We start from the raw sequence: 12,430 nt of genomic DNA, 5'->3' as shown, positions 1-12,430 counted from the left end.
TCCGATCTGAACGTTTTTGAGATCCCGTGTGGCTTATGCGTCATGCGACGCATGTCCCCGGAACATCGACATCCCATCCGTGATCTGCGCGAGTAGCGCCAGCGCCGCGCCCGGCAGCGGCCGGCCGGCCTTGACCAGCACCCGGGCCTGCGTGCCCCGGAACAGCGGATGGTCGATGGGCACCACGGCCAGTTGCCCGGCCGCGATCTCCCGGTAGGCCGCGAACTCGCCGATCAGCGTCATGAAGTTCTCGTACGCCACGATCTGCTTGAGCGCCGGCAGCGAGTTGGTGGTCAGCGTGGCGTGGATCGAGATGTTCTCGGCGAACTCCAGCATCTTGGCCGCATGGCCGATGCCGAACGACGKCGGCATCAGCGCCAGCGGGTAGGCCTGCATGTCGGCGATGCTCGCCGGGCCGCCACGCAGCGCCAGCGGGTGATCGCGCCGCACCAGCAGCACCACCGACTGGGCCACGCTGGCGCGGTATTCCACGCGCGGGTGCGGCGGTGGGTTGTAGGCCAGGCCGATATGGGCGCGGCTCTCGGCCACCTCGTTCAGCACGTCGTCCACGGGCAGGCTGACCATGTGGATCTCGAGCTTCGGATAGCGCGCGCAGAACGGCGCCAGCACCTCGTTGACCAGCGCATCGGCAAACCCCTCGCTGATGACCAGCCGCACCTCGCCCTGCTGGAGCCCCTGCAAGGCGTGGAGCTGATCCTCCAGCTTCTCCTGGTGCGAGCGATAGCCGCGCCAGAACTCGAGCAGATGCGCCGCCGCCTCCGTGGGCCGCAGCCCGCGCGGCTGGCGCTCGAACAGCGTCGACCCCAGTTCGTCCTCCAGCAGCCGGATCTGCCGGGTGATAACCGACGGTGACGTGTTGAGGTGCTCCGCCGCACCCCGGATCGTCCCGTGCGCCATCACCTCCCGGAAGTACCGCAACCGCTGCTGATTGATCTCGCGCATCTCGCCGTATCCCTTGCGTTGCCTGAGGGGCAACGATACGTGAACTTTGTTGCTGTTGGTAGGTGGGCGCGCCGCTGCCACTATCGAGAGACCCCACGCAGGGCACCCGTAGAGAGAACAGAGACAGACTGGAGACAAGCAATGCTAGCCATCCCCCAAGAAAGTGCAGTCGACGACACGTCCGCGCTGTACAGCAAGATCAACTGGCGATTGCTGCCCTTTCTGCTGATCTGCTACCTGTTCGCCTACCTGGACCGCGTCAATATCGGCTTCGCCAAGCTCCAGATGCAGAGCGACCTGGGCTTCTCGGACGCGGCCTACGGCGTGGGCGCGGGCATCTTCTTCATCGGCTACGTGCTGTTCGAGATCCCGAGCAACCTGATGCTGCCGCGCATTGGCGCGCGCAAGACCTTCAGCCGCATCCTGGTGCTGTGGGGCATTACCTCGGCCTGCATGCTGTTCGTGCGCGATGTGCCGATGTTCTACGCCATGCGCTTCCTGCTCGGCATCTTCGAAGCAGGCTTCGCACCGGGGATGATCTATTACCTGTCGTGCTGGTACGGGCCGCAGCGCATGGCGCGGGCCATCGCCATCGTCTTCCTGGCCGGGCCGATCGGCGGCATTCTCGGCGCGCCGGCCTCGGCGTGGCTGATGACCTCGCTCGCCGGCGCCGGCAACCTCGCCGGCTGGCAATGGATGTTCCTGGTGGAGGGCCTGCCCTGCGTGGTGCTGGGCCTGCTGGCGCTGAAGCTGGTGCCGAACAAGCCGTCCGAGGCCACCTGGCTGACCGATCAGGAGCGCCGCATGCTGGAGGCCGATCTCGGCCATGTCGGCGMCGCCCACAGCCACTCGTTCCGGGCCGTGGCGCGCGACAAGCGCATCTATGTGCTGGCCTTCGCCTACTTCTGCATCATCGCGGCGATCTACGCCATCAGCTTCTGGCTGCCCACCCTGATCAAGGCGCAGGGCGTGACGGATACCGTGCAGCTCGGCTGGTACGCGGCGGTGCCTTATATCGGCGCGGCCTTCGGGATGTATTACATGGGCCGGCGCTCGGACCGCAAGAACGAGCGGCGCTTCCACTGCGCGGTGCCCGCGCTGGCCGGCGGCGTGCTGCTGGCGGCCTCGACGCTTGCGGATGGCCACCTGTTCCTGACGCTGGCGCTGCTGACGCTGGGCACCACGGCGCTGTGGATGACCTACACGGTCTTCTGGGCGATTCCGCCCGCCTATCTCAAGGGGCCGGCGGCCGCGGGCGGCATCGCGCTGATCAACACCATCGGGCTGTCCGGCGGCTTCTGGGGTCCGGCCATCATCGGCTGGGCCAAGACCGCCACCGGCAACCTGCACCTCGGCGTGCTGGTCATGGCTTCGCTGCCTGTCCTTGCCGCCCTGATCGTCATCACCAACAAGCTGCCGGCCCACCGGTAGCCACCCATAAGAGGATTCCCATGCAACTGCACATGTCCACCTGGGCCGAAATCGAATCGTTCCTCCAGCGCAGCCGCACGATCGTCGTGCCGATCGGCTCCAACGAGCAGCACGGCCCGACCGGCCTGCTGGGCACCGACTGGCTGTGTCCCGAGATCATCGCGCGGGAGGCGGAGAAATCGGCCGACATCCTGATCGCCCCGACCTTCAATATCGGCATGGCCCAGCATCACCTGGCCTTTGCGGGCACGATCTCGCTGCGCCCGTCGACGTTCATCGCCGCGATTGGCGACTGGGTACGCTCCCTCGCCCTGCACGGTTTCGAGAAGATCCTGTTCCTGAACGGGCACGGCGGGAATGTGGCCTCGATCGAGGCGGCGTTCTCGGAGCTGTACGCGGAAGCCAGCTTCGCGCGGCGCCCGGCCGGCTTCGCGCTGAAACTCGCCAACTGGTGGGATCTGGAAGGCGTGGGCGAACTGGCGCGCGACCAGTTCCCGACCGGGCATGGCGCGCACGCCACGCCCTCCGAGATCGCCATCACGCAATGGGCCTTCCCGGAGTCGGTGAAGACGGCGGACTACGCGCCGCCCATCGCCCCGTCCGGCCCGATCCGCGATGCGCTGGACTTCCGCGCCCGCTTCCCTGACGGCCGGCTGGGCTCCAACCCGGGGCTGGCCACGCGCGAACGGGGCCGCGCGCTGGTCGAACTCGCGGCGCAGAGCCTGGCACGCGAGCTGGCGGCATTCAGCCAGGAACGGCCGCCGGCCTGAGGTTGTCGTCAGGTTGGCCCGAGGTTGCCCCTCGGGCCGCCCGCCGCTCAGCGCGGCACCAGTTCCACGCGCTCGGTGGTCGCCTTTTCCACCGCCTTGCGCGTGTAGACCAGCGGGAAGTATTCCCCCTTGGCCCACAGCGGCGCCAGATCGCGGTAGTGGGGGCTGGCCGGGTTGCCCGACTGCCCCGGCGTGTTCACCGCGCGCGAGGCGTCCCAGTTGCCCACGTCCAGCACCATCCGGAACGAGGCCCCGGCGGTCAGCTGGAAGTCATTGTTGCGATAGCTGGTGTTCATCGGCGTGAACGACGATCCACCGATCGGCCCCGCGTTCACGTCGTACTGCTGGCGCTGGGCGGGGTCGAGAAGGGCGTTGAGCGGATGGTTGAACACGGMGGTGTGCAGCTTGCCCCACTGCCACGCCGCCGGGTCCGGCCCGAGCGCCTTCTCCACCTCGGCCATGGCCGATTTCAGTGTGGCGAACATGATCTCGTTGCGGCGCTCGACGGTCATCCAGGTGTCKGGCTGCTCCATCACCGCGATCACCCGGGTGGCATCGCCCGCGCCCACCAGCTTGGCCGCTTCCGGCGACAGCGCCCCGCGCACGATGGCCGTGCGCAGGTGCTTGCTGAACCAGACCTCGAACAGCGCCGCCGCCGCGCTGTTGGCGCGTTCGTTGCCGTCCCAGTTGCGCAGCAGGTCCAGCCCGCGCTGGACCTGCGCGTCCGGGCTGTTGAGCGGCTTGAGCAGCGCCACCACGCGCTGGGCCGGCAGGGACACCGTGTCGTTCTGCMACGCCATCGAGTCCGCCACCGAACTGCGCGACTTGGCCCCCACCACCGCCTTGAGCCGCTGGGCGCGCGAACTGTCGCTCCACTCATAGCCCACACCAATCTTCGCGGCCGGATGGTTGGCCGGGATGTTGTTCTCGTTGGCGGTGACCACGTAGCCCGGCGTCGGGTTATACGCCCACGGCAGTTCGTCCATGTTGCGATAGCCGGCCCACTCGTAGCGGCCATCGCCGGGCACCGGCGTCAGGCCGTCCCAGTTGGGCCGGTTCACGGTCAACCCGCCCGGAATCCAGCCGATATTGCCCGAGGTGTCCGCGTAGACCTGATTCTCGCCCGGCGCACCCCAGCGGTTCATCGCCGCACGGAACTGGTCCCAGTTGCGCGCGCGCATGTAGTCCATCGACCCGAAATACGGCGCCATGCCGTAGTCCAGCCACGCGGCGCGCAGCACCCAGGCGCGCTGGGTCTTGGCGTCGGCGTAGAGCACCGGGCCGTGGCGCGTGTAGTCGATGGTCACCGTGCGCGGCGTGGCCTCCCCGCGCACCGCGATCTGCTCGGTGACGGTTTCCATCGGCTCCCAGCGGCCCTTGTAGCGATACTCGCGCGCCTGGCCCGGGTTGGTCTCGTAGACGTAGAGGTCTTCCTGGTCCATGTAGAACCGGGTCAGGCCGAAGGCGATGGTGCCGTTATGGCCGATCGAGATGCCCGGCAGGAACGGCTCGCCGGCGCCGATCACGGACAGGCCCGGCGCGTTCAGGTGGCTGATGTAGCGCAGGCTCGGGGCGCCGTGCGCGCGGTGCGGGTCATTGGCGAGGATCGGCCGGCCCGTGGTGGTGCGGCTGCCGGCGATGACCCAGTTGTTCGAGCCCAGGCTGCGCCCGGTGTCACTCGACGCATCGACCATCGCATAGAGCTGGTCGACCGGCACGTTCCCGGCCCCTGCGGCCGCAGCCTTGCTGGCGCCCGGTGTCCACCACTCCTTCGGAAAGCGCGGCGCGGCCGTGGCCAGCGCGTAGGCCTGTTTCAGCTCGGCCACCGGCAGCGCGCAGGGGTCCAGCCCCTCGGGCAGCTTCGGCTCGACCGGCGGATCGAGTTCGCGGCGCACCCAGTCGGCGCGCACCCCGTTGGCCTTGCCCTCGCAGAACACCGCCGCGCGGTCGATCTCGCCCGTGAAATTGAGCGTCAGGCCGTGGTGGCGAATCCGCACGATGTCTTCGGCACGCCACAGCGCCGGCTTGTAGTTCAGCACGCGGAACTCGGGCGGCAGCAGTGCCGGGTTGGCTTCCGTCTGCGCCACGTAGGCGTTCACGCCGGCCACGAAGGCCTCGGCCACGCGCTTGGCGTCGGAGCCGTAGGCCAGCCACTCCCGGTACATATCGCCCCGGAACAGCACCGCGCGCGCCATGCGGTCGCCTTCGACATAGGCCGGCCCGAAGTCCTTGGCCATCTCGCCGAGCCCGCGCTTGCGCCAGAGGTCGATCTGCCAGAGGCGGTCGCGCGCGGCCATGAAGCCCTGCGCGTAGAAGGCGTCGTAGAGCGTGCCGGCGTAGATGTGGGGCACGCCCCATTTGTCGATCAGGATGCTGGCCGGCTTCTCCAGCCCCGGCACCGCGAAGCGGTCGGGGCCGGCGGCGAGGGCGGCGGTGGTCGTGAAGAGCGTGGCAAGACAAGCGAGCGCGACGGCAGCGCGCCGCAGCGGACGGGAATGGTGAAGCATTGTGTCTCCTCTTCGGGGCCTGTTAAATCAGGACCCATGAGGATAGACGAATGTGGCGCCGATGTGGCCGATACGGCGATCGTGCGCTGCCGCAATACAGGCGTTTCAGGTTCAGTAAACGTCCCGACGGTAGCGCCCGTCCTCGGTCATCGCCTGCAGCGCGTCTTCGCCGACGATCTCGACGAGCGCCGCGTGCACGCCACCCGCCATGCCCTGCAGGCTGCCGCAGACATAGATCGCCGCGCCTTCGGCCAGCCACGCGCGGAGGGCGTCGGCCTGCGCCGTCACGGCGTCCTGCACGTAGTGCGGCACGCCGCCATCGCGCGACCACGCGCGGTCGATGCGCTGCAACACACCTTGTTCCCGCCACGCGCGCAGTTCTGCCCCGTGGAAGTCGTCATGGGCGGCGGAGCGCTCGCCAAACAGCAGCCAGTTGCGCCGATGCCCGGCCGCCGCGCGGGCCTTCAGCAGCGCGCGCAGGCCGGCGAGGCCCGTGCCGTTGCCGATCAGGATCAGCGGGCGGTCATCGGCAGRCGGATGGAACGTGCGATTGGMGCGCACGCGCAGCGCGATATGCGCGCCCTCGGGGGCATGGACGGTCAGCCAGCCGGACGCCAGCCCCAACCGGCCATCGTCATGACGGGTCTCGCGTACGAGCAGTTCGAGCCGGCCATCGGCGGGCAGCGAGGCAATCGAGTATTCGCGGTGCGGCAGGGCCGGCAGGGCGTCGATCAGCGCCTGCGGGGCCAGGCCGGCCATGGTGTCGAGATGGGCGTCGGGCAGCGGCAGGCGCGTGGCCAGCGCCTCGGTCAGCGTCATCGGGCGGCTGTCGCAGCGCACCGGGGTGGCGCCATCGAGGGAGAGACGGACCAGCAGCTTCGCCACGACGTCCGGTGGCTGGCAGGGGCCGACTTCGGCGATATCGCCGGCCGTCCACGCCAGGTCGCTCGGATCTTCCGGCACCAGCGCGAGGTGCCAGGCCGGCGCACCGTGACTGCCGGGGTTGAGCAGGCGGCGCTCCACCAGTTGCCAGCGGCCATAGCGCGGGCGCTCCCAGTCGGCAATCTCCGCGCCGCCGCCGAGCGCCGACAGATGGTTTTGCCAGTGGCGCAGCGCGCCGGGGTCACCGTTGTCGACCTCGACCATGTCGAATAGCGGCTGGGCGTGATGGCGCTGCAACCAGCCGGACAGCGTGTGCCCGAAGGCGCAGAAGCGCGCGTAGCTGCTATCGCCCAGCGCGAGAATGCCGAAGCGGAGCTGCCGCAGCGACTCCGGCGCGGCGCCGGACACCAGCTTGCGCGTGAAGCCGGAGGCGGTATCGGGCGCATCGCCCTCGCCCGTCGTGCTGACCAGGAACAGCGCCTGCCCGCACGCGGCCAGCCGCGCACCGTCCAGTTCGGCGAAGGACAGCAGTTGCACCGGCACGCCGGCGCCTCGCAGCGCGCGGGCGGTCTGCGTCGCCAGTTGCTCGGCGAAGCCGGTCTGGCTGGCGTAGGCGATCAGCGTGGGGCGCCCGGCGCCGTTGTCATCCGGCACAAGCGCTGCCCGCGCGGCGCGGCGGCGGCGATGCTGGGCGAGGATGGCGGCGCAGAAGCCCGCATAGGCCGCCACCACGCCGGCCGCCATCGTCATCCGGCTGGGAGACAGCACGGCCAGCGCAACGCCGGCGAGGCAAACAACCCAGGGCCACAGGCGAGCGACGGTCATGACAGCATGGCGGCGAATGCCGGCGAGGTGAGTTCATCGAAGCCGCGCGGCGTGCGAACGAGGAAGCGCGCCGCCAGCGCATGGCGCTGCGCGAAGTCCATGCCCGCCTGGGGCCCAAGCACGGTCAGCGCCGTGGACAAGGCATCGGCCAGCATGCAGTCCCGGTGGATCACCGTCACCGAAGCCAGCGCGTGTGCCGCCGGGTAGCCGGTGCGCGGGTCGATGGTGTGGGCAAAGCGTCGGCCGTCCTGCTCGAAGTAGCGGCGATAGTCGCCGGACGTGGCGATGGACAGCCCGAGCAGCGCCACCAGCGTGCGGGCGGCGCCGTGGGCGTTCGCCTCGGGCGATTCCAGTTCCACCCACCACGGCATGCCGTCGGGCTTGAGGCCCTGACCGCGCAGTTCGCCGCCGATCTCGACCAGATGATCGGTGACGCCGCGGGCGTCCAGATGGCGGGACACCGCATCGACAGCAAACCCCTTGGCGATGGCGCAAAAGTCCAGCGCGAGCCCGCCCGGCTGGCGCGCCCGGCGGTTCGGCACATCAACCTCGATGCGCTGCCAGCCGCAGGGCTGGCGCACGCGCGCCACGTCGTCCGGTGTGGGCGCGGTCTGGCGCGCATGCGCCAGACCTGCGGGGCCGAAGCCCCACAGGTCCACCAGCGGACCGGCGCTCGGATCGTAGGCGCCGCCGCTGTCGCGCGCCACCTGCAGCGCGGCCTGGAGCACCGCGAAGCAATCCTCGGGCAGCGTGACCCAGGCATCGGCGGCAGCGCGGTTGAAGCGGCTCAGGTCCGAGGTCTCGGACCAGTTGCTCATCTGGGCGATGACGTTGGCCAGGACCGCCTCKATCGCCGCCTCGATGCCATCCCCGATGCTTGCATCCTCCCCGCCCGCCTGCACCGCCGACACCGACCACGTGGTACCCATGGTCTGGCCGGCCCACTGCCGCACGCGCCCGCCCGCCGCCGGGGTGGGCGGCGGCGCGGAGAGCGAGGTGGGAATCAGCACGCGCGGCATCGATCGGTCTTACTGGGGCAGCACTTCCACGGTCACCGCGTAGGCCGCGCGGCGGGCCTTGGCCTGCTTGACCGAGGTCTTGTCGTCGCGGACATCGGCTTCCATCCAGTACATGCCCGGGGCCGGCCACTTGATGCTGAACTTGCCGTCCGCGTCGGTGGTGACGCTCAGGTCGTTGAGCTTGTCGCGATAGCGGATGCCGCCCGGCACGATCTCCACCTTCAGGTTGCTGGCGGGCTTGCCGTCCAGCAGCAGGCGGAAGCTGGCCGTATCGCCCGCCACGAGGTCGTTCGGGTGGGTGATCGGGGCCAGCTCCAGGCCGCGGCCCGTGGTCGACAGCGCCTGCTTGGACGGCTTGCCGGCGGTCACGAAGGCTTCCACGCGGCCGGCGTTCTCGGTCACCTGCAGGTCCTGCGCGTTGGCCGGCACGTTGCTGGCCAGCGCCTCGGCGGTGCCGCGCCAGCGCTTGGTCTGGCCGCCTTCCTTCCACGAGGCGAACACACCCTGGTTGACCACGGCCACGCGGTAGGTGCCCGGCTGCGTCAGGTGCAGGTCGAAGGTGCTGCGGTACTTGCCGGTGGAGGCGTTCTCGGCCTTCACGGCGGCGCCATCCGGGMCGGTGACGACGAGGTTATCGAGCCGCATCGGCACGTGTTCGAAGTAGAACAGGTCGTTGGAGACGGCGGCGTCCACAGTCACCCAGGCGTCGTTGCCGGACAGCACGGTGGCCGACGGCAGCAGCCACTGGCGGTGGGCGTGGGCGGCCAGCGGGGCCAGGGCGGCCAGCGCCAGCACGGCGGCGCGCATGGCAAGGCGTTGCGGGAAGCGGGCAGGCTTGTTCATCGTCAGGCTCCAGTCAATCCAGTGATTCGGGGTGAGAACGGATGGGGTGCGGGTCAGGGCTTCAGTTCGACGGTGACGCCGCCGAGTTCGTGTTCGCCCTTGGCACGGGCCGTCTGCGCGGATTGCGGCGGCCACGTGAACGGCACGCGCACCAGTTCGCGGCCCCCGACTTCGCGCGCGGCCTCCACCACCAGTTGGTAGTCGCCGGCGGGCAGCTTGCCGAGCGGCGACTTGCCGGCGGAGAACGACACCGCCTGCTCGCCCGGCGCACGCGTGGCGCCGGAGATGCCATCGGCCGGCATCTGCATGTCCCGGCCCGCCTTGCGCCACCACTGGCGCATGTCCTTGAGCCACTTGGTGCCTTCGCCGTCCTTGTTCTTGCCGTCGTACCAGACCGCCAGCGTGGAAACGGGGCTCTGATCGGCGCGCTCCACCCACATCGCCACGTAGGGGCGGTGGTACTCGGCCACGGTGAGGCGGGGAATATCCACCTTGACGTTCAGGTCGGCGGCCATGGCGGGCGCAAGCGGGGCGGCGGCCAGGCCGGTCATGGTCACGGTAAGGAGTCGGCGCATCGGAACTACCTTTTCTGGTTGGATGGAATGCAAATCAGTGAATGAACACGATGGCGAGCAGCAGCGGCACCACCAGCCCCGCCCCCACCAGCGGCCAGGTGGCCATGCGGCCACCGGCGTGCAGCTTCAGCAGGAACAGCCCGGTGAGGCTGAAGACGAGGCATGCGAAGGCGAACACATCGAGGAACAGGCTCCACGCATGGCCCGTGTTGCGGCCCTTGTGCAGATCGTTGAAATAGGAGATCCAGCCGCGCGAGGTGGCTTCGAACTGCACCTCGCCGCTGTCCAGCGCCACGCTGACCCAGGCGTCGCCGCCGGGGCGTGGCAGGGCCACGTAGAGTTCATCGGCGGACCATTCGGCCTCGCGGCCTTCGGCATCCACATGGAGGGACTCCGACAGCCATTGGGCCAGCACGGGCGGCACGGGCGCTTTTTCGTTCTTCTGGGCGGCGCCGGCCGGGGCCGCGCGTCGGAGGGCGGCCAGCACGTCACGCGGTGCGGTTTCGCTGCGGGTGACCACGCTGGGCCGGGCCTCGATCTGGCCGGCATGGTTCAGCGTGAAGCCGGTGATGGCGAACAGCATCATCCCGATCAGGCAGATCGCGGAACTGATCCAGTGCCATTGATGAAGATGCTTGAGCCAAAAGGCGCGGCGCTGCTGGCCGGAGGCCGGCGGGTTGTCTGTCATGCGGGTGAGAAAGGGGGCGCGCGGGGCGCGCGCGGGGGGCGCGGCGGCATGTCGATTAGCCGCAACACCTAGATGGTAATGGTTCTCATTTGTTGAGGCAATCTGACATGACGTAGTCGACACGCTGTCATGGTTACGGTGCGTTACACCCCGTGCGCCTCTTGCATCACCTTACCCTATCAGTGTTTCCCCCCGATCAAGATCCTTGATGACCGCGCCGTTATGGCACCCATAGAGGGCGACAAATCGATCGCCCCGAGCGGGTTCAGACAAGGAAAAGGAGGAAAACGAATGCTGCAAAATCTCAGCCTGAGAAAAAAGCTCATGCTGCCGCTGGTGCTGAGCTGGATCTGCCTGCTGGCCATTACCCTCTGGAACGCCTGGGAAATGCGCGCGCTGCGGTTCGAGGACCGCAAGCTGTCACTCGAACATGTCACCGATGTCGCCAACTCCATCGTCACCGAATACGAAGCGATGGCGCGGGCCGGCAAGCTGCCGGTGGAAGAAGCCCAGAAGCAGGCGCTGGACCGCGTGCGCGCGCTGCGCTTTKGCGCGGACGGCTATTTCACCGTGATGCGTTCGGATCACGTGGTGCTCATGCATGCCATCAAGAAGGAGCTGGATGGCAAGAACATGGGCGACATGAAGGACCCCAACGGGGTCTACCTGTTCCGCGAGATCKCCGCGCTGGGCAAGAACCCGGGCCACGGCTTCGTCGAATACCTCTGGCCCAAGCCGGGCGCCGAGGCCCCCCAGCCCAAGCTGAGCTACGTGCTGAACTTCAAACCGTGGGACTGGGACTTCATCGCCGGGCTGTACCTCGATGACATCCACGCCGAATTCCGCCGGTCGCTCTGGGAAGCGCTGGGCTGGCTGCTGGGCGTGGGCGCGCTGATGAGCGTGGTGATGGTGCGGGTCTCCATCAGCCTGCAGAAGCAGCTGGGCGGTGAGCCCGCGCTGACGTCGCAGATCGCGGCGCGCATCGCTGAGGGCGACCTCGCCTCGCATGTGCAAACCGAGCCCAACGACCGCGAAAGCGTGCTCTACAACATGCAGCAGATGCAGGCGCGCCTGACCGGGGCCATCGGACAAATCCGAGGCTCGGCCGATTCGATCGCCGGCGCGGCACGCCAGATCGCGGCGGGCAACGTGGATCTGTCGCGCCGCAGCGAGGAGCAGGCCGCCTCGCTCGAGGAAACCGCCGCAAGCATGGAGGAGCTGACGAGCACGGTCCGCCAGAGCGCCGACAACGCCCGGCAGGCGTCGCGGCTGGCCGAAGGCGCCTCGGACATCGCCGTGCGCGGGGGCCAGATCGTGCACCAGGTGGTGGGCACGATGGGCGAGATCAAGGCGGCGTCCGGCAAGGTGGTGGACATCATCGGCGTGATCGAGGGCATCGCCTTCCAGACCAACATCMTGGCGCTGAACGCGGCAGTGKAAGCCGCCCGCGCGGGCGAACAGGGCCGCGGCTTCGCCGTGGTGGCCGGCGAGGTGCGCAGCCTGGCCCAGCGCTCGGCCACGGCGGCGAAGGAGATCAAGGCCCTGATCGACAACTCGGCCCAGCGCGTGGAAGACGGCTCGGTGCTGGTGGAAGGCGCCGGCCGCGCCATGGAAGAGATCGTCGAAGCGGTGAAGCGCGTGACCGACCTGATGGGCGAAATGCGCGCCGCCACCGAAGAACAGACGGGCGGCATCGAGCAGGTGAACCAGGCGGTGTCGCAAATGGACCAGATGGCGCAGCAGAACGCGGCGCTGGTGGAGGAAGCCACGGCCGCAGCGGCGTCGCTGGAAGATCAGGCAGACGCCCTGCACCGGGCCGTGGGGCAGTTCAGGTTGGCAGGGGCAATCTGAAGCAGGTGTTTCGACAAGGGTGTTGAAGCCCGCAGGCCGGTCTGGCTGCGGGCTTTTTTTGTGGGTTGTCGTGGAA

General features: G+C 68.8%; 10 protein-coding genes. 3 read left to right on the top strand and 7 right to left on the bottom strand.

Annotation, left to right across the window (positions count from 1 at the left end; genetic code table 11):
* Positions 1 to 33 precede the first annotated feature (33 nt).
* Entirely contained in the window at positions 34 to 963 is a 930-nt protein-coding gene (locus AC1EJR_RS01035; RefSeq protein ID WP_477146814.1) for a LysR family transcriptional regulator, read from the bottom strand.
* Positions 964 to 1,104: 141 nt separating this feature from the next.
* Here AC1EJR_RS01035 and AC1EJR_RS01030 point away from each other — a divergent pair, with 141 nt between their 5' ends.
* Entirely contained in the window at positions 1,105 to 2,394 is a 1,290-nt protein-coding gene (locus AC1EJR_RS01030; protein WP_477146813.1) for an MFS transporter, read from the top strand.
* A gap of 20 nt (positions 2,395 to 2,414) precedes the next feature.
* On the top strand, positions 2,415 to 3,164 hold the full coding sequence (locus tag AC1EJR_RS01025) for a creatininase family protein (RefSeq protein WP_092293895.1): 750 nt from the start codon (positions 2,415 to 2,417) through the stop codon (positions 3,162 to 3,164).
* A gap of 47 nt (positions 3,165 to 3,211) precedes the next feature.
* On the opposite strand, the gene AC1EJR_RS01020 is transcribed toward AC1EJR_RS01025, so the two are convergent.
* The 6 genes from AC1EJR_RS01020 to AC1EJR_RS00995 all read right to left on the bottom strand — a co-directional run bounded on the left by AC1EJR_RS01020 (position 3,212) and on the right by AC1EJR_RS00995 (position 10,503).
* Entirely contained in the window at positions 3,212 to 5,671 is a 2,460-nt protein-coding gene (locus tag AC1EJR_RS01020; protein WP_477146812.1) for a penicillin acylase family protein, read from the bottom strand.
* A gap of 111 nt (positions 5,672 to 5,782) precedes the next feature.
* On the bottom strand, positions 5,783 to 7,378 hold the full coding sequence (locus tag AC1EJR_RS01015) for a sulfite reductase subunit alpha (RefSeq protein ID WP_477146811.1): 1,596 nt from the start codon (positions 7,376 to 7,378) through the stop codon (positions 5,783 to 5,785).
* On the bottom strand, positions 7,375 to 8,397 hold the full coding sequence (locus AC1EJR_RS01010; RefSeq protein WP_092293902.1) for an FAD:protein FMN transferase: 1,023 nt from the start codon (positions 8,395 to 8,397) through the stop codon (positions 7,375 to 7,377). The genes AC1EJR_RS01015 and AC1EJR_RS01010 overlap by 4 nt, the downstream gene beginning before the upstream one ends.
* Before the next feature lie 9 nt (positions 8,398 to 8,406).
* Positions 8,407 to 9,240 carry a DUF4198 domain-containing protein gene (locus AC1EJR_RS01005; protein ID WP_477146810.1) on the bottom strand — a complete coding sequence of 278 codons (834 nt, stop codon included), beginning with the start codon at positions 9,238 to 9,240 and terminating at the stop codon, positions 8,407 to 8,409.
* Positions 9,241 to 9,293: 53 nt separating this feature from the next.
* On the bottom strand, positions 9,294 to 9,815 hold the full coding sequence (locus AC1EJR_RS01000; protein ID WP_092293907.1) for a DUF2271 domain-containing protein: 522 nt from the start codon (positions 9,813 to 9,815) through the stop codon (positions 9,294 to 9,296).
* A gap of 34 nt (positions 9,816 to 9,849) precedes the next feature.
* On the bottom strand, positions 9,850 to 10,503 hold the full coding sequence (locus AC1EJR_RS00995; RefSeq protein ID WP_092293909.1) for a PepSY-associated TM helix domain-containing protein: 654 nt from the start codon (positions 10,501 to 10,503) through the stop codon (positions 9,850 to 9,852).
* Positions 10,504 to 10,794: 291 nt separating this feature from the next.
* On the opposite strand from AC1EJR_RS00995, the gene AC1EJR_RS00990 reads away from it, so the two are divergent.
* On the top strand, positions 10,795 to 12,354 hold the full coding sequence (locus AC1EJR_RS00990) for a methyl-accepting chemotaxis protein (RefSeq protein ID WP_477146809.1): 1,560 nt from the start codon (positions 10,795 to 10,797) through the stop codon (positions 12,352 to 12,354).
* Positions 12,355 to 12,430: the final 76 nt, after the last annotated feature.

Source organism: Cupriavidus sp. 05T42 (genome assembly GCF_056396345.1).
Note: the sequence above shows the minus strand (reverse complement) of the source record. Positions and strands in the feature narration are given on the sequence as shown.

What these genes read in the sequence shown, in the direction of transcription:
- AC1EJR_RS01025 (WP_092293895.1), top strand. Translation starts at nt 2,415, where the DNA reads ATGCAACTGCACATGTCCACCTGGGCCGAAATCGAATCGTTCCTCCAG.
- AC1EJR_RS01000 (WP_092293907.1), bottom strand. Translation starts at nt 9,815, where the DNA reads ATGCGCCGACTCCTTACCGTGACCATGACCGGCCTGGCCGCCGCCCCG.
- AC1EJR_RS00995 (WP_092293909.1), bottom strand. Translation starts at nt 10,503, where the DNA reads ATGACAGACAACCCGCCGGCCTCCGGCCAGCAGCGCCGCGCCTTTTGG.